Genomic DNA, 21,755 nt, shown 5'->3' with positions numbered 1-21,755 from the left:
CCAGTCAAAGCAAATCGGGTTTAAGATCGCGTTATAATATTAGCGAGGATTCCTCCCTGCCTTGACGCGGCCCGATAAGCGTTCCCCAATCATGTGATGAGCGAAGCAGCAACCGAATCACGCAGCAACGCCACCGAATATACGGTGAGCGAGATTTCCGGCGCGCTGAAGCGCACGGTCGAGGACGCTTTCGGCAATGTGCGGGTGCGCGGCGAGATCTCCGGCTACCGCGGGCCGCATTCCTCCGGCCACGCCTATTTCGCGCTGAAGGACGACCGTGCCCGGATCGATGCCGTGGTGTGGAAGACCACGATGGCGCGCCTGAAATTCCGGCCCGAGGAAGGGATGGAAGTGATCGCCAGCGGCAGGCTGACGACCTATCCCGGCAAATCCAACTACCAGATCGTCATCGACAATCTTGAGCCGGCCGGCGCCGGCGCGCTGATGGCGCTGCTCGAAGAGCGCAAGCGGCGGCTGCAGGCCGAGGGCCTGTTCGATTCCGACCGCAAGCGGCGGCTGCCGTTCATGCCGCGCATTATCGGCGTCGTGACCTCGCCGACGGGCTCGGTGATCCGCGACATCATCCACCGCATCAAGGACCGCTTCCCGCTCACCGTGCTGGTGTGGCCGGTCAGGGTGCAGGGCGAGACGACGGCCAAGGAAGTGACAGCAGCCGTCAACGGCTTCAACGCGCTCATCTGGGACGGCCCCATCCGGCAACCCGATCTTCTGATCGTGGCCCGCGGCGGCGGCAGCCTCGAGGACCTTTGGGGCTTCAACGACGAAGGCCTGGCGCGCGCTGTCGCGGCCTCGCATATTCCGGTGATCTCCGCGGTCGGGCACGAGACCGACTGGACGCTGATAGACTTTGTCGCCGACATGCGCGCGCCGACGCCGACGGGCGCCGCCGAAATCGCCGTGCCGGTCAGGGCGGACCTGGAGGCCACCCTGGCAAGCCTCGGCGCGCGGCTCAACGCCTGCGCCTCCCGCAATCTGGAGCGCAAGCGCCAGGCGGTGCGCGCCGCGGCGCGCGCGCTCCCCTCGCCCGACCAATTGCTGGCGCTGCCGCGCCGCCGCTTCGACGAGGCGACCAGCCGGCTGGGACGAGGTCTGACGGTGAGCATCGAGCGCAAGCGCGCAAGGCTGGAGAGGCAGCGGCTGACGCCGGCCACCTTGTCGCGCCGCCTCAACGAGACGCGCACGCTGACAGGCCGCGACATCGCCCGCGCACGCGCCGCCTTCTTCGCGATCGTTCGCCAGGGCCGGGCCCGCTTCCTGCGCACGTCGGCGAGACTGTCACCGGCGCCGATCGTGCGACGGCAGAAGCTGCAGGCCGACACTCTGGCCGGGCTGACCCGCCGCCAGGATCAGGCGATGACGCGGCGGCTCGACCAGTTGCGTGCCGCCCTCACCCAGGCCGACCGGCTGCTCGCCACGCTGTCGCACAAGGCCGTGCTGGCGCGCGGCTTCGCGCTGGTCAAGGACGCCGACGGCGCCGTCATCAAGCGCGTCGCGGAGCTGGCGCCGGGGGCGGCGCTGCAACTGGAGTTCGCCGACGGCAATGCCGAGGCCATCGCCACCAGCGGCGGGGCGCGGCCGAAGCTGGCCGCCAAGCCGTCGGGCAAGGCCAAGGAGCCGGGCAATCAGGGCTCGTTGTTCTGAGGACGGGATGGGCAGCAACGACCCGCATCTTCGCACGCCATCGGGCAAGCCGCGTCTGCGCTCGTTCGGGATAGCCCTGGACGGCACGCCCGGCCGCTTCAACGCCATCACCGACGTGCCGGGCGTCGCGGTCGGCTATACGACGCTGATTGCCGGCGACGGCCCGCTCCAGATCGGCAAGGGGCCGGTGCGCACCGGCGTCACAGCGATTCTGCCAAGACCGGTTCAAGAGCTCGCGACGCCGGTCTTCGCCGGCGTCTTCAGCCAGAACGGCAATGGCGAGCTGACCGGCACGCACATCATCGAGGAGACCGGCGCCTTCAACTTCCCGGTCACTATCACCAACACCCATTCCTGCGGCGTCACGCGCGACGGGACGCTGCGCTGGATGAGCCGCGCGCTGCCGGCCGCGCTCGACAGCGCCTGGGGCCTGCCGGTGGCGGCTGAGACCTATGACGGTTTCCTCAACGACATCAACGGCCATCATGTCGGCTTCGAGCATGTCGCCGAAGCGCTCGACAGCGCAACAGGCGGCGCCATCGAGGAAGGCAGCGTCGGCGGCGGCACCGGCATGATCACCTTCGGCTTCAAGGCCGGATCCGGCACCGCCTCCCGCATCGTCGAATGGCAGGACAAGCGCTACACGCTCGGCGTGTTCGTGCAGTCGAATTTCGGCAAGCGCAGCAATTTCACCCTTCGCGGCCGGCGCGTCGGCCCGGAATTGGCCGAACCGGCGATCCGCGAGGCCACGCCGCGCGCCGAAAAGGGCTCGATCATCGCAATCGTGGCCACCGACGCGCCGTTCCTGCCGCACCAGATGAAGCGGCTGGCCAGGCGGGTACCGCTCGGCATCGCCTTGACCGGCGGCTACGGCTACCACAGCTCTGGCGACATTTTCCTCGCATTTTCGACCGCCAATCCCGAAGCCGCGCTGGCGGCTCCAGGCCGCATCGCCCGCGCCGATTTCATCCCGGACGTCGATATCGATCCGTTCTTCGATGCGGTGGTGCAGGGAGTGGAGGAAGCGATCCTCAACGCGCTCATCGCCAATGAGGACATTACCGGGCGCGACGGCAATTTCGTGCCGGCGCTGCCCAAGGCGTGGCTCAAAGAGAAATTCGGGTAGGCCGGATCCAGGATCAGGCCGAAAAATGCCTGTTTTTCCCGGCTCAAGCCGGGACGGCATCTCACTCTGACGGCTTGTCCGGCGCCGTCTGTTGCTCGCTCTCTTCGGCGACTTCCTCGAGCCGCGAAGCAATCAGTTCCTGGATGTCGCCGACTTCCTCCTGGATGTCTTCCAGAAGAATGCCTTCCTCGGCGGCCTGGGCGCAGCACTCCCTGGCGAGGGTCTCGGCCTGCTTCTCGATCTTGGCCGGCGAATGCTGGCAATGGACTTTCTCGCCAATCCATCCGCGCAAGAACTCGATCGCATGTTCACTCATACTGCTTCTTCCCTAGCGGCAATGCCGGTTGGTAGTCGTGCACGCCCCCATCCCGCTAACGGATGCAAGTCCCATTCGAGCCGAGTCGGCCTCGCCCCGCAAGACATCTTGCCCGAGGTCCACAAAGCGGGAGGAATTGGAGGGTTCAGGAAACACGTTCTGATTGGTGAGGGTGATGATGCCTTGGCCAGGACCGTCAAGGATCCGTTCTATTGTTTCTGTTTGCTTTTTCCCGGTTTTCCAGACCGATTTCGGTGACAACACGCAACGCATTTACGGCGATCTCGCAGGCGCGTCCAGGAGGCGAGAAACCGAAAGCCGCCGGTATATAGTGATATCCTCATGCAATGTCGACTCCGCGCGCCGACCCTGCTTCTTTCCGCCGCGTCAGGTACCCTGGATCACAAGGACATGCGGCCGGCTTCGCCAGGCACAGCGCGATGCCGTCATTGGCCCCTTGAACGCTCAACTCTGGCACGCGTAACATCAAATCGCTCACTTGAGTCTGTTTCATTCGTCCGGGCTAATGCCCGGATCGGTTTGGATATTTTCCTTTGCATAAGGATGCAAAAAGCAGCGCGCCGGAGCGCGGCAAATCCTTTGCCCATGTGGCGGAAGCCTCCTGGGGAAAGGGTCTCAGCACCCTGCTCCGCATCATGCGCATGACGCTGCGCCACCCTTGGCAAGTCGCGATCACCATCGTCTCGACCTTCATCGCAGCGACGCTGCAGCTTCTCATTCCCCGCCTGCTGGGGCGCGCCATCGACCAGGCGCAAGGCGTGATGGCCGAGGGCGCCGGCATCGCCGCGCAGCACGCGCTGTGGAGCACGGCGCTCACGGTGCTGGTCGTCAGCGTGCTGCGCGGCCTCTTCACCATGGCGCAGAACTACTATGGCGAGGCCGTCGGCCATCAGACCGGCTATGAGCTGCGCCTGGCGTTCTACGAGAAGATCCAGCGCCTCAGCTTTGCCTTCCACGACAGGGTCCACACCGGCGACCTGATCACGCTGGGGCTGCTCGATCTCGACGGCGTGCGCATGTTCTTTTCCACCGGCGTCCTGCGCGTGGTCCTGCTCGGCGTGCTGATCGGCGTCGGCGCCTATATCCTGATCAGCACCGATCTCGTGCTCGGACTGCTCAGCCTGAGCTTCGTGCCCTTCGTCGCCTGGCGATCCTCCGTCACCCAGCTCAGCCTGCGCAGCACCTGGCTGACCCTGCAGCAGCGCCTGTCGGTGCTGAGCCGGGTGATGGACGAGAATCTCGGCGGCATCCGCGTCGTGCGCGCTTTCGCGGCGCAGCGCCATGAGCTGGGCAAATTCGACCGCGCCAAGCAGGATGCGCTGGCTCTCGCCAACGAGCGCGTCGATATCCGCGTCAGCAACACCAGCGCCATGAACTTCTCGTTCCTGGCGGCCATGGGCCTGGTGCTCTGGTTCGGCGGCCAGAAGGTGATGTCGGGTCAGATCAGCGTCGGAACGCTGGCACAGTTCCTCACTTTCATGACCATCCTGCAGATGCCGGTGCGCCAGCTCGGCCTGATGGTCAACTCGTTCGCCCGCGCCTCGACCTGCGGCACGCGGCTGTTCGAACTGCTCGACACCGAGCTAGACATCAAGGACGCGCCGGGTGCCAAGGACCTCGTCGTCACCGACGGCGTGCTGCGCTTCGAGGATGTCGGCTTCCATTATCCGGGCTCAGGCGGCCGGCCGACATTGTCGGGCATTTCCTTCGAGGCCAGGCCCGGCCAGACCATCGGCATCGTCGGCCCGCCCGGCAGCGGCAAGTCGACCATCGCGCATTTGATCCCGCGCTTCTACGATGTGAGCTCGGGCACCATCACCATCGACGGCCAGGACATCCGCGAGGTCACGCTGCAGTCGCTGCGCAAGGCGGTGGGCGTCGTGCAGCAGGACGCTTTCCTGTTCACCACCTCGATCGAGAACAACATCGCCTACGGCAATCCCTGGGCGCGCGAGACGCGCATCGAGCGGGCGGCCGAGTCCGCCCAGCTGCACAACTACATCATCGGGCTTCCGGCCGGCTACACCACGATCGTCGGCGAACGCGGCGCGTCGCTCTCCGGCGGCCAGCGGCAGCGCCTGACCATCGCCCGCAGCCTGATGCTGCGGCCTTCGGTGCTGGTCTTCGACGATTCGACCGCGGCCATCGATGCCGGCACCGAGCAGCGCATCCGCGCGGCGATGAAGCGCTTCGCCAAGGATCGCGTGACGCTCATCATCTCGCATCGGCTGAGCTCGCTGATGCATGCCGACCAGATCCTGTTCGTGGAAGGCGGCCGGATCGTCGAGCGCGGCACGCATGAGGAGCTGCTGGCGCTCGGCGGACGCTACCGCGCGCTCTACGACCTGCAGCTCAGGCCCGACGACGACCGGCCCGTCGCGCTGGGAGCGGCATGATGTCGACACAGAACGACGACGAGAAGGAAGACACCAGCGGGCGGCCGGCAAAGGCCGTCGTCGGCTCGCATCGCGACGAGGAAGAGGTTTTCGCCAAGGCCTACGATCCGCGCATCGTGCGGCGCATCTGGAGCTTCGTCAGACCATACCGGATCCGGATTTTCATCTCGGTCGGAGCGGTTCTGGTGTTCACGCTGACGCAACTGGCGATCCCGCTGGTCATCCGTTACGCCATCGACCACGGCATGGCGCCGTGCCGGGTTGACCGTTCGATCATGGCCTTGGCGACCGGCGCTTTCGCGGCGGTCATCCTGGTGAACTATGCGGCGAGCTATGTTCAGGAGAACGTCGTCGGCAAGGTGGCGGAGAACGTCCTGTCAGACCTGCGCCGCGCCATGTTCGGCCATCTGCAACGGGTCTCCCTAAGCTTCATGGACAAGACCGAGGTCGGCCGGCTGATGTCGCGCCTGCAGGGCGACGTCAATTCGATGCAGGAGTTCCTCGAGACATCGGTCATGTCGGTGGGCGACATCGTGCTCTTGTTCGGCATCGTCAGCGTGCTCTTGTGGCTCGATTTCCGGCTCGGTCTGCTGACGCTCTCGACCATGCCGATGCTGTTCATCGTCCGCCTGTTCTGGCTGCCGCGCGCCAAGGTCGCCTTCATGGCCGCGCATGAAACCAACTCGATCGCCAACGGGGCTTTAGCGGAAGGCATCCACGGCGTGCGCACCGTGCAGAGCCTCGACCGCCAGCACGTCAATTTCGAGCTCTATGACGAGAAGGTGCTGGCCAATCTCAAGGCCCATCTGCGGTCGGCCAAATACGCGCAGGTGATGGTGCCGATCGTCGACACGCTGACCGGGATCGCGATGGCGACAGTCATCGTCGTCGGCGGCTCGATGGTGCTGTCGCACGGCCTCGACATCGGCGTCATGGTGGCGTTCCTGTTCTACATCCAGCGCTTCTTCGACCCCATCCGCTCGCTCACCATGCAGTACAGTGTCATGCAACGCGCCATGGCTTCCGGCCAGCGCATCTCCGAAGTGCTCGACGTGCCGGTGGACGTCGCCGACAGGCAAGGCGCGGTGGCGCTTTCGCGCGACATGGACGGCTCGGTCGAGTTCAGGAACGTCACCTTCGGATACCGGCGGAACCAGCCGGTGCTGAAGAATGTCAGCTTCCGCGTCAATCCGGGCGAAACGGTCGCGCTCGTCGGTCCGACGGGCTCGGGCAAGTCGAGCTCCGTGGCGCTGGCGCATCGCTTCTACGACGTGTGGTCGGGTCAGGTCCTGGTCGGCGGGCACGACGTGCGCGACCTGACGCAGGATTCGCTCGGGGAACAGATGGCGATGGTGCTGCAGGAGCCGTTTCTGTTTTCCGGGACGGTGCTGGAGAACATCCGCTATCACAAGACCAATGCAACGCGCGAGGAGGTGGTGCGCGCGGCCAGGGCCGTCGGCGCGCACGACTTCATCGAGCAGTTGCCCGGCGGTTACGACACCGAGCTCGAGCAGCGCGGCGGCAATCTCTCGCTCGGCCAGCGGCAGTTGATCAGCTTCGCGCGGGCGCTGGTTGCCGACGCCAAGATCCTCGTGCTCGACGAAGCCACGGCCAGCATCGATTCCTACACGGAGATGCTGATCCAGAAGGCGCTGATAAAACTGCTGGAAGGCCGGACCGGGCTCGTCATCGCCCATCGGCTCGCCACCATCCGCGGCGCCGACCGCATCATCGTCTTGCAGAACGGCGAGATCGTCGAGAGCGGCAACCACGAACAATTGATGGAGCGGAAGGGCCTTTACGCCCGGCTCTACAACATGAACTACGCCTCGTTCGACGACATTTCCGAGGAGGCGATGGAAATGGACGCAATGGCCGGCAAAGCGACGTGACCGCCAAGGAGTTGTCGCAAGAAAAGGCGGACCTGGGGGACACCGGCTCCGCGTTGCCTGCCGACGGGCTTCGGGGGAGAAGTCTGGGTTCGGCGCGCAGTATGGGCTAGGCCGCAGCCTGGCGCAGCTCCGGCAGATCGATGAAGCGGCCAAGATCCTGAGCGCGGTGCAGGAGCGAGCCGACAAGCCCATCGACCCAGTCCTTGGCGCCAAGACGCGCCTGCAGTTGCAGAGGCTGAAAGAGGACGCGAACCCCTGTTACATCAGACTGGAGCCCGCGAAAGCAAACCTATCCCCGCTTGAGCTTGTCGGCGCCTGATGCAGGCATCCTGCTTGCCGCAAGGAGCCTGATCCCGCGCGCCATGCCCACCGCAGGCTGAATTGGCCGACTTGGCCGGAGCGATTGCTTCGTTCGCCTCGCTTCGCACCGGGCTGAAGCCGCTGTCGGTCGGATCCGGCCAGCCTGGGTCCCGACGGAATTGCGCCAGCCCCCCGACCGGTGGCCACATCGACATCGCTGGCATGTCGCGGGCTGTCCACATAGTGCTTGCCGTCGATCCTGGAAATCGGCTAGGCGCATGGCCTTAAGCCAGGCGAGCTCGATGCCAGTTTCTCGCGCGAAACCGGTGACGCCTTGCACCGCAACACTGGTTTCTTCAAGGTAGGAGCGACGACTGGGCATAGATGTCGTTGCTTGCCGATTTGGCCGGAAGGTTACAGCACGATGCCACTCATGATCAGACGGTTGGGGACCAGGAGTCTGGCGCGCCCGGCGCGGCGTCTCGAAGACCTGACTGCGATGTTTGTCCTGATCGCCACGTCGCTCGTCCTTGGGATCGCGCTCTTGTTTGCTGGTCCGGCACAGGCTCAAGCGCCGGCGACCGTCCCGCCTGAAAGGGTAAAACAGCTATTCGAGCTTCTCGACGATCCGTCGGTGAAGGCCTGGGTGGCCGAACAGCGACATCAGGACGCCCGGCCCGCGGCTGCGCCTGCCGAGGCGGGAGCTTCGCCGGCCCGCGCATCGTCCGACGCGGTGGCCACACCGGGCCAGATGAATACGATGGCATCCTCGACGCTCGATCGGATCAAGCATCATATCGAAAGAATCGTGCGGACTTTGCCCTTGCTGCCAGGCCAGTTCGCGCGCGTTCGGGCAGAGACCATGGACGATATGTCCAGCAAGGGCTCTGCCGGCGTATTCATGCTGATCACGATGTTCATCGCTGCCGGCGTGGCGCTCACCTGGGCAACGTACAGGCTCACCCGTCCGTTTCGTCTTTGGATCATTGCGCAGCCGAAGGACACGCCCATCGGGCGGGCCAAGAAGATTGGCGGTCGCACGCTTTATTCCAGCCTGCTGATCGTTTCGTTCGCGCTGGGCAGCGCCGGCGCGTTCATGTTGTTCGACTGGCCGATGCTCATCCGCGAGATCGTGCTGACATTTCTGATCGCTGCAGTCGTTACAGCGGCTGTGCGCATGTACGTCGCAGCCATGCTCGTCCCTTCCTTCATGAAAGTCGAGAACGCCGTCGAGGTTCGCGCTTTGCCGGTCACCAACGAAACGGCCGACCATTGGTTCTATTGGCTACCCCGGATCGTCGGCGTCTTCGCCTTCTTCGCCGCGGCGTTTACCCTCCTGCCGGGTCTCGGCATCGATCGGGACGGAATGCTGGTCCTGTCGACGGGCGCCGATCTCGTGCTGCTGCTGCTCTTGCTGCTTGCCATTTGGCGTCGGCCACGAACACAGCGAGACGATGCGCAGCCAAGCGGCCACACGGGAGCGACCTGGCTATTGACCGCCTATTTCGTCGTTCTGTTCCTGCTGCGCATCGCCGGTCTCAACATATTGTTCTGGTTTACCTTCGCCGCATTCTTCCTGCCTTTGACAGTCGTGCTGACGCAGCGCGGGGTCAATTTCGTCCTGCGGCCGGGTTCGGAAGATGCCGGCCGGCCCACGATCCCGGCGGTGACGATCGCCGTCATCGATCGAGCAGTCCGGATGGTCTTGATCCTGACGGCGGCTTATTTTCTCGCGCGTGTCTGGGGCCTGGACATGCAGTCCATGCGGGACAGCGATACGACGACCACGCTCATATTGCGCGGCTTGATCAATGTCATGGTCATTGCGCTCGCAGCCGATTTCGGCTGGTCGATCATCAAAGCCTTGATCGAACGAAAGCTGGGCATCGAGACGCCGCACGCGGTGACCGACGACGAGGAGGCCCCGATCCTCGATCCGCAGCAGGCGCGGCTGCGCACGCTCTTGCCGATCATCCAGAACATTCTGCTCGCAGTGATCGTCGTGATGGCGGTGCTGATGATGCTCGCCTCGGTGGGTATCGAGATCGGCCCGCTGATCGCCGGCGCCGGCGTCGTTGGCGTCGCCGTGGGATTTGGAGCTCAAACCATAGTCAAGGACGTCATTTCGGGCGTGTTTTTTCTGCTCGACGATGCGTTTCGTGTTGGCGAGTACATTACCTCCGGCCGTTATGTGGGGACGGTGGAGAGCTTTTCGCTGCGCTCGGTGAAGCTGCGCCACCATCGTGGCCCGCTGTTCACGATACCATTCGGTGAACTCGGAGCCGTCCAGAACCAGAGCCGTGACTGGGTCACCGACAAATTCAACATCACCGTCGGCTACGACACCGATATCGATTTCGCCCGCAGGCTGATCAAGCGGATCGGCCTCGAACTGGCGGAAGATTCCGAATTCAAACAATGGGTGCTCTCGCCGATCAAGATGCAGGGCGTGCAGGAATTCGGCGAGTACGGCATCGTGTTGAGGGTCAAGGTGACGACCAGGCCGGGGGGCGCCTTCAATATGAAACGCAAATTCTATGTACGCCTCCGCCAGGTCTTCAAGGAGCAGGGCATCGAACTCCCATTCCCGACGGTCCACGTCGAGGGGCTGCAGAACCCACATGGGGCAGAGAGCGCACCGATAGAGATCACACCCGCGTTGAAAACGGCCGTCGCGCAGTCGCACACCACTCGGCGCAGAAGAAAAGCCAGCACAACGGAGTAGGAAAGCTTGTGACGTCCGCCGGCCGCAGCGAAACTTTCCGCGCATCGCGCGCGGCAGGGATACTCTTTTATCTTCAACCACTTAAGGCGAAAGAGCACCGTCCGGCCGACAGGCGCGGGCGCTTCGCACGAATGCAGCTCCATGGAGGGGTCCGGGTTTCTGATGTCTTGTTCACCACGAAAAGTGAGCCTGGAGTGGAGAGCGCCGGCTGGCCCTTTCGCGCCGCTCGGCGGGTGTGCATAGGAGTCGATGAGCCGGCGGATGGTGAGGCGATCTGCGGCTTGTTCGGTAATACAAATTGAAAATTGCGCCCTCATGTTTCAAAACAGGTCGATTGACCCAGTATGGTTTCGAAACGTGGGGTCGCCCACGGTCTCAAGGCGAGAGTTTAAAAGACGTTCAATAATGACCCATCACGTACAAGATGCCCGAATTCTCATGTACAGCCACGACACGTTCGGGCTAGGCCACCTGCAGCGCTGCCGGACGATCGCGCATTCGCTGGTCGAGGATTTCCACGGACTTCAGGTGCTTATCATTTCGGGTGCGCCTATTGCCGGCGCCTTCGACTACCGCGCCCGTGTCGACTTCGTGAAGATCCCCAGCGTCATCAAGTTGCGCAACGGCGAATACACCTCGTTGGAAAAGGATATCGACCTGCATGAGACGCTAAGGATGCGCCAGTCGATCATCCGCCACACCGCCGAGACCTTCCGGCCGGATATATTCATCGTCGACAAGGAACCGCTCGGCCTGCGCGGCGAGATCGAGGACACGCTGTCCTACCTCAAGACTCGGGGCACCACGCTCGTGCTTGGCCTGCGCGAGGTGATGGATGCGCCGCATCTGCTCGAAGCAGAGTGGGCACGCAGGGATGTGATGCGCAAGATAGGCCTGTTCTACGACAAGATCTGGGCCTATGGACCGCCGGATTTCTACGATCCATTGACCGGCCTGGACGTGCCGCCGAGTGTCAGGGCAAAGATGAGGTTCGTCGGCTTCCTGCAACGAAGCCTGCAGCGGAACGAATTGCCCGGCCACCGGCCCGAGGGCGACTATATCCTCGTTACCACCGGTGGCGGCGGCGACGGCGCCGAACTGATCCACGACGTCATCGATGCCTATGAGCACGATCCGCACTTGCAGCACAGGGCGCTGATCGTGCTTGGGCCTTACATGCCGGCGCGCAAGCGCAACAAGCTGCTCAAGAAGGGGGCCAAGATCCCCTACATCAGGATCATCGAGTTCGACAACCGCATGGAAGACCTGATTGCAGGCGCCAAGGCGGTGGTGGCAATGGGCGGCTACAACACCTATTGCGAGATACTGTCTTTCGACAAGCCGGCGCTGATCGTGCCGCGCGTCGAGCCCCGCGAGGAACAGCTGATCCGCGCTCGGCGCGCAGCCGAACTCGGCCTCGTCGAGATGCTTTTGCCGGAAGAAGCCAAGGATTCCCAGCGCTTTGCCGATGCACTGGCGGCGCTGCCGGACCGGCCCCGCCCATCACAGAGCAATCCGCATCTTACCCTGGAAGGGCTGCCTCATATTTCGGAAATCGTTGCGGAGCTGTTCGACCGGCGGGCCGGCCATCACCTTTCGGTCATCGAAGGAATAAACTGAGTTGCAACGTCGCAAGATCGTCGTGGTTCTGAAGGGGTATCCACGGCTGTCGGAAACCTTCATCGCGCAGGAACTGCTCGGTCTGGAACGTGCGGGGTTCGACCTGATACTCGTCGCGCTCAGGCGGCCGACCGATGCAAAACGCCATCCCGTGCATGACGAGATCAAGGCGCCCGTCCATTATCTGCCGGAGTATCTGCATAAAGAGCCGCTGCGCGTGATCCGCTCGCTGTTTGCTCATCTGCCGCGGCCGGGCTTCTGGCGCGCGCTCGCATCGCTGGCTGCCGATATCCCCCGCGACTTTACGCGCAATCGCGTGCGCCGCTTCGGGCAAGCGCTGGTGCTGGCGGCCGAATGGCCGGAAGGCGCGGGATGGTTGCATGCACATTTCGCGCACACGCCAGCGTCGGTGACGCGCTATGTCAGCCTGCTTCGCAGCCTGCCCTGGAGCTGCTCGGCCCATGCCAAGGACATCTGGACATCGGCGGACTGGGATCTGGCCGGCAAGCTTTCCTCGGCGCGCTGGACGGTCACTTGCACGAAGACCGGCTTCGACCGTCTGAAAGAACTCGCCAACGGCAACTCGTCCGTGCATCTGAGCTATCATGGGCTCGACCTTGATCGCTTCGGCAGTTTCGGCGAGGCGCGAAAACAGCACGACGGCTCGGCTCCGGACGAACCGGTTATCGTTCTGAGCGTCGGGCGCGCCGTCGAAAAGAAAGGCTACGACACCTTGCTGGAGGCGCTTGCCCTCTTGCCTGGCGACTTGGCGTGGCGTTTCGAGCATATCGGCGGCGGCGAGGAACTGGAACGGCTCAAGGCGCTGGCGCGAAAGCTCGGACTGGACGGGCGCGTCTCCTGGAAAGGCGCGCTTGCGCAGGAGGACGTGCTTGAGCACTACCGCCGCGCCGACATCTTCGCCCTGGCCTGCAGGATCAGCGCAAATGGCGACCGGGACGGTCTGCCGAATGTTCTGGTGGAGGCGGCGAGCCAGCGGCTTGCCTGCGTGTCGACCGATATTTCCGGCGTGCCGGAGCTTTTATCGCCGGATGAAACCGGGCTGCTGGTTCCGACGGAGAACCCGATCGCCCTCGCTCAGGCGCTGGAACGCCTGATCCGTGATCCCGTGCTGCGCGCCCGCCTCGGCGACGCCGCAGAGCGGCGCGTGCGCGGCAATTTCGATCATTTGACAAGCATTGGACAGCTCAAGGAACTGTTCGAGCGCGAGTGGCGGGTCGCCGATTGAAGCGGCTGCGCGCCTTCCTCTATGTCCAGCACCTGCTCGGTATCGGCCATCTCGCGCGCTCCAGCCGCATCGCAGCCGCTCTTGTCGATGACGGATTCGACATTACCGTCGTGACCGGGGGAGCGCCGATCGCGGGGTTTCCGGGACCGGGAGTAAAATCTGTAGCCCTGCCGCCTGTCACTTCCGGTGACGAAGGATTTTCCGGACTTGTCGACCTGCAGGGCAAACCCATCGATGACGATTTCAGGAAACGGCGTTCGGAGATGCTGCTGGACGCATTCCGGGATTGCAGGCCTGATATCGTCATCGTCGAGGCGTTTCCGTTTGGACGCCGCCAGATGCGTTTCGAACTCTTGCCGCTGATCGAAGCCATCGAAGCGACGTCACCCAGGCCGCTGCTGGCGACGTCCGTCCGCGATATCCTTCAGGAGCGCGTCAAGCCGGGCCGAAACGAGGAAACGGTCGAACTCATCAGCAGGCATTTCGACCTTGTCATGGTCCACGGCGATCCTGCTTTCGCAACCATCGACAAGACATTTCCGTTGGCCGGGGCGATAAGGGCCGAGGTCGCCTACACGGGGCTCGTTGCGGCGCCGCCACCGCCGGCGGCCTCCGAGCGCTTCGACATCCTGGTGTCGGTTGGCGGCGGGGCTGCCGGAAAGAGCCTTGTCAGCTCTGCCATCGCAGCCGCGCGGAATGCCGGCAACGGTTGGAAATGGTGTTTGATCACCGGCCCAAACCTGCCGAAAGACGAGTTTGACGCGATCGCTCGCGATGCGCCGCCCGGCCTGTCAATCTTCCGGTTCCGCGAGGATTTCGCCGGCCTGCTGACCGGAGCCCGCCTGTCGGTCTCGCAGGCGGGTTACAACACGGTCTGCGATGTCCTGCGCGCGGGTTGTCGCTCCCTGCTCGTTCCATTTGCGGCCGGCGGGGAGACCGAACAAACGGTTCGCGCCCTGATGCTCGAAGAACTCGGTCTTGCAACGGTGCTGAAGGAAAAGGACCTGACGCCTGAAGGTTTGGCGCAAGCGATCGAACAGGCGCTTGCAAGACCGACACCATCCGCGCATCGTCTCGATCTGGAAGGCGCGCATCACTCGGCGCAAATCCTGCGCGAGCGGTATCGAACCTGGTGCCAAAAATCCTGACGCGGGTCGCGTCGGGGTTAGATTGGCGCAACGCGCTTCAAACAGTTCCAATCAGCATGAAGCGCGTATAATTCTTTGTCGGCAGCTCGCCGGAGAACCTGATCTCCCGCAGCGCCGCCATGGCTTCGAAGGCTGCCAGTGAAGCCACGCAGTTGATGTGCGTCGGCTCGCTGAAATAGTCGTTCGATTGCAGCAGCACAGTCGTGCCCCGCGGAAGCAGGGCAAGCCAGGCGCTGAGATCGGCTATGTGCTCGCAGCTTGTATTGACCACCAGGTCGGGTTGCCCAGCCGCATAGTCGAGTGCGTACATATCGTCCGTCAGCGCCCGGAACCGGTCGCCGGCTTCCCGGTTGAGGGTCAGGGCCACCGCGCCGACTTCGGGGTCGATGTCGATGCTATCGACCGCCGCTATGTCGAAGCGGGCGTCGTTGAAAAGCATTGCCGGCAAAACGCCGTACCATCCACCCAGAACCCATATGCGCCCGAACCGGCCGCCGCAGCTTTCGAACAGCTTGTCGAGCGCCCACGTCTTGCAGGCGACCTGCTTGTGGTTGAAGGCGTTGGCGATGTCGGCCTGCGGATGCTTGGCGATGACGCGCGCCAGCCCTGCCACGAGCGGGTGGTTGACATAGACGGCAATTCCCCGCGTGAGGTCCAGGGCCTGGTCGTGCCCGTCCAGACCGGCATTGCGTGGCTGCGTGACATCCATCATATTCGCCTTGTATGTTGGGATTTCGGGCGACACAACGCAATCTTTGCCCCCGCAAAGCCGCCTCGCAGGCTTCGAACATGTCGCCGGCGATGGTTGCCGATACGCTGTCCGCTGGCAGATGCTTTTGCTTTGTTCTTTGAACTGAAGGTCCACAGTCGCATATGGAACCCAGCCTAGCCCGCTACATCTGGAGGCACACCAGGAAGCAGCAGATCTGGATATTGATGATCGTCCTGCTGTCGATGATCCCCTATTTCATGTCCTTCGACCTGCCGAAGCTGATCGTCAACGGCCCGATCCAAGGCAGGGGCTTCGAGCAACCGGGCGCGACCCAGCCATTCATGAGGTTGCACTATAACCTGCCGTTCATCGGCGAGGTCCTGTTGTTCTCCGGTTTTCAGCTCGGCCGCAAGGCAACGCTGCTTGCCCTGAGCATTGTGTTCCTCTTGCTGGTCGTCATCAACGGCCTGTTCAAACTCTACATCAACACCTACAAGGGCCGCCTCGGCGAGCGCATGCTGCGCCGTATCCGCTTCGATCTGGTCGATCGTGTGCTGCGGTTTCCGCCTATTTACTTCAAGCGGGTGAAATCCGCCGAAGTGGCGACCATGGTGAAGGACGAGGTAGAGCCGCTGGGCGGCTTCATCGGCGATGCCTTCCTGCAGCCGGTGCTGCTCGGCGGCCAGGCGCTGACGGCCATGCTGTTTATCATGGTCCAGAACGTCTGGCTCGGAATGATAGCGGTCGTGATCGTGGTGATCCAGATCGTGCTCATCCCGCGAATGCGGCGGCGGCTGCTGGTGCTCGGGCGCCAACGGCAGTTGACAGCGCGCGCGCTTTCGGGCCGGGTCGGCGAAATCGTCGACGGCATAGGCGCGGTTCACGTTCACGATACGTCAAACTACGAGCGAGCCGACATAGCATCCCGGCTCGGGCTCATCTTCAAGATCCGCTTCGATCTTTACCAATGGAAATTCATGGTGAAGTTCCTCAACAATTTTCTCGCGCAGCTCACGCCCTTTCTGTTCTACATGATTGGCGGGTACCTGGTTATCGGAGGACGGCTGGACGTCGGCCAACTCGTGGCCGTGATCGGCGCCTACAAGGACCTGCCCGGACCGATGAAGGAACTGATCGACTGGGATCAGGATCGGCAGGATGTCCAGGTCAAATATCAGCAGGTCGTTGAACAGTTCACCGTCGAGGGTCTCATTGCGCCGGGAATCGCAGCGCTGACCGTCGACAATCCCGCTCCGATGACCGGTCCGCTGTCGGCGATCAGTCTGTCGATGGCAGACGATGGCGGCGCAATGCTCCTCGACCGTATCTCCCTGCAGGTCAAGCCGGGTGAGACGGTTGCGCTGGTCAGCACCGCAACAGGCGGAGCGGAGGCACTTGCCGAAGCCTTCGCGCGGCTGAACTGGCCAGACAGTGGAAAGGTCACTTCGGGCGCCGATGACCTGCTTGAACTTCCCGAAGCAGTGACCGGCCGGCGCATGTCCTACGCCTCGTCGGATGTTTTCCTGTTCCAGGCAAGCCTGCGCGACAACCTGCTCTACGGGTTGAAGCATGCGCCGCTGACATCGGTGCCTTATGACGGCGCAGCGGCAGACCAGCAGCGTTGGAACATCGAAGAGGCGCGGCGGTCGGGCAATCCGGATCTCGATGTCCACAGCGACTGGGTCGACTATGCTTCCGCCGGCGCTACCGGCCCGCACGACCTCTTTGAAGCCGTGCGCCAGGTCCTCGACGCGGTTCTTCTGTCGCGCGACATTCTGGATCTTGGCTTGCGCTCTTCGGCCGACCTCACGCGTCACACGAAACTTGCCGGGCGGATCGTAGAACTCCGTGCGGCGCTGCGAACCCGGCTGGAAAAAGAAGGGTTGAGCGGGCTGGTGGTTCCTTTCGAACCGGGCGCCTACAACAAGGAAGCGGCGATTGGCCAGAACCTGCTCTTCGGCGCTGCCGCCGGCCCCGAACTAGCCGACAGGGCTCTGGCGGCCAATCCTTATTTCGCGTCGGTGCTGAAGCAAGCCGGCCTCGATCGCACGCTCTACGAAATGGGCATGGATATCGCCAAACAAGCGATCGAGCTGTTTGCCGACCTGCCGCCCGATCACCAGTTCTTCCAGCAGCTCGCCTTCATGAGCGCCGAGGAGATACCAGCTTACGAAACCTTGCTGCAACGGCTCAAGAACCGTCCCTACGAGACGGTCTCGGAGAACGACCGCGCCATGATCGTCACCCTGAGCTTTGCCTATATCGAGCCCCGGCATCGCTTCGGCCTGCTGAGCGACGAATTGATGAACAAGATCGTCGCCGCACGCAACCAGTTCTATGAAGACCTGCCGCCCGAGCTGCAAAACGCGGTCGAACGGTACGATCCTGCCAAATACATTGCCGCGGCCACGGTCATGGACAATGTCCTGTTCGGGCGTCTGGGCAGCAACCATCCCGACGCGCCGGACCGCATACGCTCCATCGTCTATGACATTCTTGATGAACTGGGGCTTTATGCCGAACTGCTGGATGTCGGTTTGGACTTCAACGTCGGTGCCGGCGGCAGGCGGTTGACCGGTGGACAGCGACAGAAGCTCGATGTTGCCCGGGCCCTGCTCAAGCGTCCCGATTTTCTCATTCTCAACCGGCCGCTGTCGGCGCTCGACCAGCGCGTGCAGGACAAGGTGCTGCAAAACGTGCTCGAGGAAGCCAGACGCGACGGCCGTTCGCCGGCAATTGTGTGGGTCGTGACGAATCCGGCAATGGCGATGATGTTCGATCGCGTTATCGTCTTCGACTCGGGTCGTTTGGTGGAGGACGGAACACACGAGGGACTTTTGGCAGGGGACGGTATTCTCAAGGAACTGCTGTCATAGGGCGTTGGAAATTCAGATAGGATCATTCTGCCGGTGGGAACTTGCTGCAGCATCAAGGATTGAGGTTCCAGCCGGTCGGGGTCGCCACCTCAAGTGGTTCGTATTGCCACCCCGAAACGGAATTGATTTCATCTGGGCGTCGGTTGTTCTAGTCTCGCAGACGTGAATTTTGGGAAGGTTTGCGACAATGCTGCTCAAGGATGAGGTTGGAATGCTGCAACGCGTTCCCTTGTTCTCCGGCATAGAGCCGGCAAAGCTCAAGCTGCTTGCGTTCACGTCCGATCGCGTGAGCTACAGCGCGGGCGAGATCCTTTTCCGGCAGGGCGACGAGGGAGACGCCGCCTATGTCATCCTTTCAGGCAAGGCGGATATTCTGGTCGATTCCGACAGCGGACCGATAAAAGTTGCCGAACTGCTGCCAAATTCGATCGTTGGCGAGATCGCCATATTGTGCAACAGCTCCCGCACGGCCAGCGTCAGAGCCGCAAGTCCGGTGGAAGCCTTGAGAATTCGCAAGGATCATTTCCTGAGGCTTATGAAGGAGTTCCCGGAAATGACCATCGAGATGGTGCGGGTCCTCGCCGATCGCCTAAGCCATACGACCGCGGATCTGATCGACGCACGGAGCGCCAAGTAACCAGTGACGCGCGTTTGATCCTCGCCGTTGTGATGGCACCACGGGCGACTGGACTGCGAAGGGGTAGCATGGACGACGACGTTTTCCTGGTCAGGTTTTGGGGCGTGCGCGGCAGCATTTCGGTATCGGGGCCAGAATTCTCCCGCTATGGCGGCAACACAATCTGCATTGAGATGCGATGCGGCAAGCATACGCTTCTGTTCGACGCGGGCTCTGGCCTACGGCCTGCCGGCCACGCGCTTCGGGCGTCGGGCGTGACCGATTTCGACCTGTTTTTCACCCATTGCCATTACGATCACATCATCGGGTTCCCGGCTTTTACGCCGATCTATGATCGGAGCGTCAAGGTGACGCTTTGGTCCGGGCATCTTGCAGGACGCATGACGACCCAGCAGATGATCGATGAGTTCATGCGGCCGCCATGGTTTCCGGTGAGGCTCGATATCTGCAAGGCAAGGCTCGACTGTCGCGATTTCGTATCCGGAGACGTGCTTCGGCCGCGTGAGGGGGTGGTGGTACGAACCGGCAGTCTTATTCATCCGGGGGGCTGCGTGGGCTACCGGGTCGAATGGGGCGGCCGCGTCGTGGCGGTGATCACAGACACCGAGCACGAACCGGACCTGCTTGACCAGACGGTGCTCGGCCTGATCGAAGATGCCGATCTCGTCATTTACGATTGCACCTACACCGAAGAGGAGATGGAACGCCGCCGCGGTAACGGGCACTCGACATGGCAAGAGGGCGTCAAGCTCTGTGAGACGGCCGGTGCGCGGGGGCTTGCGCTGTTCCACCACGATCCGTCACGCACCGACGACCAACTGGACGAGATCGAGAAAATGGCCAAAGACAGGTTTGCCGGCGCCTTTGCCGCGCGGGATGGCCAGACGCTCCAATTTCCAGTCTCATTGCGCAAAAAGGGCTGAGCGGTTTTCCTGTTTTGATGCAATTCCGGACGGAAAACCGTTTCACACTTCTCCTGGAATTGCTCAGAGCGGTTCACCGTTTCACGGAAACGGCAAACCGCTCCGTCTCCTTGTTTTGACGCAATTCCGGACGGAAAACCGTTTCACACTTTTCCTGGAATTGCTCAGAGCAGTTCACCGTTTCACGGAAACGGCAAACCGCTCCGTCTCCTTGTTTCGACGCAATTCCGGACGGAAAACCGTTTCACACTTTTCCTGGAATTGCTTTAGCGGCGCTGCGCTCGATCAATGTCGTGACAGGAAGCCATGTGCAGGCTTCGGTCTGCGCGGTGACTGTGAACAGCCGTTCAAGGAAAAGCCAGGCCGATTCATCGTGCACGAGATGGTGGGTGAGCAGGCCGACCGGTTCGCCGCCGTCGAATGCATGCTGCAATTGCGCGACGATAGCCTGAACCAACAGGTCATGATCGCGGCATCCGCGCGTGCCACGCCAATCCATGATGTCGACATTGCTGTTGATGACCGCCAGCGGAGCCGGCTTCGGCGGTCCATAGACCGACAATGCCGCAAATCCGATCGATCCAAGGTCGGGTACCAAGCCGGCGTCGATCCTGTTCCAGGGCGGCACCAGCATCGGAACGGCACGTGCGCCGTGCAGGCCGATCACACGCGACAGCCCGCGAGCCAGATCATCGAGCACCGCCTCGCGTGGCCGATGCGGGCCAAGCTCCTGCTTCTTCTGGCCCTCGGGCGCATGATTCCGGTGCGCCCAGCCATGGATGGCGACCGTGGCTTGCGGCGCCTCGTCGAGCCGCGCGGCAAGCGTCTCATCAGTCGGGGCCGGAATGACGGCCAGCGTGACCGGTACCGCGAATTCACCGGTGAGGCCGAGCAGCCGATCAAGCGCAGGCGTCGGAGCCACGGCGTCATCGTCGCGCAGCCAGAACTCCGCCTTACGCCCCGCCCGTCGTCGGCGCGCCAACTCTTCCACCAGGGGTTGCCAGATCCGATCGGATGTCATGAAACCGGGATCTTCGCAAGAAGCTCGGCCAGACGCACCGCCGCAGCACCGAGGGAACGTTCTTCGAGGATGAAACGTCTGGCTTCCGCAGCCATGGCGGTTCTTTCGTCGTTACGGACCAGAAGCCTTTCAATGGCGGAAGCGAACGCCGCCACATCGCCCGGTGGGGTGAGAAACCCGGCCTGGCCATTCCGCACGACCTCCGGCACGCCGGCGATGTCCTGGGCCACCACCGGAAGGCCGGCGGCCTGTGCTTCGAGATAGGCAATGCCATAGGCCTCGCCGAAACCCGGCCAGACGTAGATTCCCCCGCTGTAGAGGACATCCGGCACGGCGGCTGGCTCGATCGCGCCGAGCCATTCGATACGGTCGGCGGGCAAGCCGGCGAATTGCGCCTTGACCTCGTCACGGGCCGGCCCGTCCCCGACGATCGACATCGTCCAGCACAGGTGGGCGATCGAACCGAGCGCCTGCGCCAGCATGCGATAGCTTTCCAGCTTGTCGCCTGGGCGCATCATGGCGACGGTGACGAGGCGCGTCCGACAACCCCGTGCCGGCGTTTCCCGGAATGCCGATGTGTCGATGAAGGGCGAAAGCATGCCGTAAGCGGCGTCGGGTATCGCGTCTGCCAGTCCCTGGCGATCCCTTTGCGTGAAGCAGATGTTCAGCGCCGCCTGCTCGACGGCTCGCGCCACCAGCGCTTGCGTGTCGGCCCACAAGCCGGCGTTGCGCCGCCTCGAATAGGAGGCTTCCGCCGTCACATAGGGAACGGCAAAGGCCGACGCCAGCTCGGGCCCGATCAGGTCGGGCGCCTTGTAATAGGGATGATAGGAGAACCAGAGATCGGGCTTGCCGTCACGATCCCAAAGCCGTGTCAGCCGCGCGACTTCCTTTTGGGCCTCGATCCTGAGCGCATCGAAACTTTCCGGCTCCTGTTGGCGTAGATAGAAGCGCAATTCGGAGGCCAGTTCGACGCTATGCCCTCCGCGCTCCAGCGCCTTGATCAGCGCCCGTGCCATCTGGCGGTCGCCGGAGGCAACGGGGTCATTGGGTGACTTCAGCGGCGCATAGAAGGCAATTCGCATCGCCGGAACCTATCATCGGAAGGCCGGCGCAAGTCAATTTCGAAGCATG

General features: G+C 62.9%; 15 protein-coding genes. 11 read left to right on the top strand and 4 right to left on the bottom strand.

The window, feature by feature from the left end:
• Positions 1–96 precede the first annotated feature (96 nt).
• On the top strand, positions 97–1,662 hold the full coding sequence (gene xseA, locus EN874_RS20375; protein WP_127426518.1) for an exodeoxyribonuclease VII large subunit: 1,566 nt from the start codon (positions 97–99) through the stop codon (positions 1,660–1,662).
• A gap of 7 nt (positions 1,663–1,669) precedes the next feature.
• Entirely contained in the window at positions 1,670–2,788 is a 1,119-nt protein-coding gene (locus tag EN874_RS20370) for a P1 family peptidase (protein ID WP_127426519.1), read from the top strand.
• A 61-nt stretch (positions 2,789–2,849) separates the two neighbouring features.
• On the opposite strand, the gene EN874_RS20365 is transcribed toward EN874_RS20370, so the two are convergent.
• The gene (locus tag EN874_RS20365; RefSeq protein ID WP_127426520.1) at positions 2,850–3,104 is read right to left on the bottom strand and encodes a DUF768 domain-containing protein; all 255 of its coding nucleotides are present in this window, start codon (positions 3,102–3,104) and stop codon (positions 2,850–2,852) included.
• Between the two features lie 554 nt (positions 3,105–3,658).
• On the opposite strand from EN874_RS20365, the gene EN874_RS20360 reads away from it, so the two are divergent.
• The 6 genes from EN874_RS20360 (at position 3,659) to EN874_RS20330 (ending at position 14,452) form a co-directional block, all read left to right on the top strand.
• Entirely contained in the window at positions 3,659–5,521 is a 1,863-nt protein-coding gene (locus EN874_RS20360) for an ABC transporter ATP-binding protein (RefSeq protein ID WP_127426521.1), read from the top strand.
• Positions 5,521–7,413 carry an ABC transporter ATP-binding protein gene (locus EN874_RS20355; protein WP_127426522.1) on the top strand — a complete coding sequence of 631 codons (1,893 nt, stop codon included), beginning with the start codon at positions 5,521–5,523 and terminating at the stop codon, positions 7,411–7,413. Before EN874_RS20360 ends, EN874_RS20355 begins: the two co-directional genes overlap by 1 nt.
• 733 nt (positions 7,414–8,146) lie before the next feature.
• On the top strand, positions 8,147–10,438 hold the full coding sequence (locus EN874_RS20345; protein WP_245516096.1) for a mechanosensitive ion channel family protein: 2,292 nt from the start codon (positions 8,147–8,149) through the stop codon (positions 10,436–10,438).
• Positions 10,439–10,843: 405 nt separating this feature from the next.
• The gene (locus EN874_RS20340; RefSeq protein ID WP_127426523.1) at positions 10,844–12,058 is read left to right on the top strand and encodes a glycosyltransferase family protein; all 1,215 of its coding nucleotides are present in this window, start codon (positions 10,844–10,846) and stop codon (positions 12,056–12,058) included.
• A 1-nt stretch (position 12,059) separates the two neighbouring features.
• Positions 12,060–13,304 (top strand): glycosyltransferase, encoded by a 1,245-nt coding sequence (locus EN874_RS20335; protein WP_127426524.1) that lies wholly within the window; start codon positions 12,060–12,062, stop codon positions 13,302–13,304.
• A complete protein-coding gene (locus EN874_RS20330) occupies positions 13,301–14,452 on the top strand; it encodes a glycosyltransferase family protein (RefSeq protein WP_127426525.1) in 1,152 nt (383 codons plus the stop codon). Before EN874_RS20335 ends, EN874_RS20330 begins: the two co-directional genes overlap by 4 nt.
• A gap of 37 nt (positions 14,453–14,489) precedes the next feature.
• Here EN874_RS20330 and EN874_RS20325 read toward each other — a convergent pair whose 3' ends face one another.
• Positions 14,490–15,161, bottom strand: coding sequence for a class I SAM-dependent methyltransferase (locus EN874_RS20325; protein ID WP_127426526.1), 672 nt, complete (start codon positions 15,159–15,161; stop codon positions 14,490–14,492).
• Positions 15,162–15,325: 164 nt separating this feature from the next.
• Here EN874_RS20325 and EN874_RS20320 point away from each other — a divergent pair, with 164 nt between their 5' ends.
• The 3 genes from EN874_RS20320 (at position 15,326) to EN874_RS20310 (ending at position 19,600) form a co-directional block, all read left to right on the top strand.
• Positions 15,326–18,040, top strand: a complete 2,715-nt coding sequence (locus tag EN874_RS20320) for an ABC transporter ATP-binding protein (protein WP_127426527.1) — start codon at positions 15,326–15,328, stop codon at positions 18,038–18,040.
• A 187-nt stretch (positions 18,041–18,227) separates the two neighbouring features.
• Positions 18,228–18,677, top strand: coding sequence for a cyclic nucleotide-binding domain-containing protein (locus tag EN874_RS20315; protein ID WP_127426528.1), 450 nt, complete (start codon positions 18,228–18,230; stop codon positions 18,675–18,677).
• 68 nt (positions 18,678–18,745) lie between these two features.
• Positions 18,746–19,600 (top strand): MBL fold metallo-hydrolase, encoded by an 855-nt coding sequence (locus EN874_RS20310; protein ID WP_127426529.1) that lies wholly within the window; start codon positions 18,746–18,748, stop codon positions 19,598–19,600.
• 244 nt (positions 19,601–19,844) lie between these two features.
• Here EN874_RS20310 and EN874_RS20305 read toward each other — a convergent pair whose 3' ends face one another.
• Together EN874_RS20305 and EN874_RS20300 are read right to left on the bottom strand one after the other, a co-directional pair.
• Positions 19,845–20,621 carry a polysaccharide deacetylase family protein gene (locus EN874_RS20305; RefSeq protein ID WP_127426530.1) on the bottom strand — a complete coding sequence of 259 codons (777 nt, stop codon included), beginning with the start codon at positions 20,619–20,621 and terminating at the stop codon, positions 19,845–19,847.
• The gene (locus tag EN874_RS20300; RefSeq protein WP_127426531.1) at positions 20,618–21,706 is read right to left on the bottom strand and encodes a glycosyltransferase family 4 protein; all 1,089 of its coding nucleotides are present in this window, start codon (positions 21,704–21,706) and stop codon (positions 20,618–20,620) included. Before EN874_RS20300 ends, EN874_RS20305 begins: the two co-directional genes overlap by 4 nt.
• Positions 21,707–21,755: the final 49 nt, after the last annotated feature.

Origin of the sequence: Mesorhizobium sp. M1D.F.Ca.ET.231.01.1.1, assembly GCF_003999155.2 — a bacterium.
In the GTDB taxonomy this organism is placed as follows: domain Bacteria; phylum Pseudomonadota; class Alphaproteobacteria; order Rhizobiales; family Rhizobiaceae; genus Mesorhizobium.
This window is presented reverse-complemented; position numbering and strand designations above follow the sequence as displayed.

What these genes read in the sequence shown, in the direction of transcription:
- EN874_RS20340 (WP_127426523.1), top strand. Translation starts at nt 10,844, where the DNA reads ATGACCCATCACGTACAAGATGCCCGAATTCTCATGTACAGCCACGAC.
- EN874_RS20320 (WP_127426527.1), top strand. Translation starts at nt 15,326, where the DNA reads ATGGAACCCAGCCTAGCCCGCTACATCTGGAGGCACACCAGGAAGCAG.
- EN874_RS20305 (WP_127426530.1), bottom strand. Translation starts at nt 20,621, where the DNA reads ATGACATCCGATCGGATCTGGCAACCCCTGGTGGAAGAGTTGGCGCGC.
- EN874_RS20310 (WP_127426529.1), top strand. Translation starts at nt 18,746, where the DNA reads ATGGACGACGACGTTTTCCTGGTCAGGTTTTGGGGCGTGCGCGGCAGC.
- EN874_RS20370 (WP_127426519.1), top strand. Translation starts at nt 1,670, where the DNA reads ATGGGCAGCAACGACCCGCATCTTCGCACGCCATCGGGCAAGCCGCGT.
- EN874_RS20300 (WP_127426531.1), bottom strand. Translation starts at nt 21,706, where the DNA reads ATGCGAATTGCCTTCTATGCGCCGCTGAAGTCACCCAATGACCCCGTT.
- EN874_RS20345 (WP_245516096.1), top strand. Translation starts at nt 8,147, where the DNA reads ATGATCAGACGGTTGGGGACCAGGAGTCTGGCGCGCCCGGCGCGGCGT.
- EN874_RS20365 (WP_127426520.1), bottom strand. Translation starts at nt 3,104, where the DNA reads ATGAGTGAACATGCGATCGAGTTCTTGCGCGGATGGATTGGCGAGAAA.
- xseA (WP_127426518.1), top strand. Translation starts at nt 97, where the DNA reads ATGAGCGAAGCAGCAACCGAATCACGCAGCAACGCCACCGAATATACG.
- EN874_RS20315 (WP_127426528.1), top strand. Translation starts at nt 18,228, where the DNA reads ATGCTGCTCAAGGATGAGGTTGGAATGCTGCAACGCGTTCCCTTGTTC.
- EN874_RS20355 (WP_127426522.1), top strand. Translation starts at nt 5,521, where the DNA reads ATGTCGACACAGAACGACGACGAGAAGGAAGACACCAGCGGGCGGCCG.
- EN874_RS20325 (WP_127426526.1), bottom strand. Translation starts at nt 15,161, where the DNA reads ATGGATGTCACGCAGCCACGCAATGCCGGTCTGGACGGGCACGACCAG.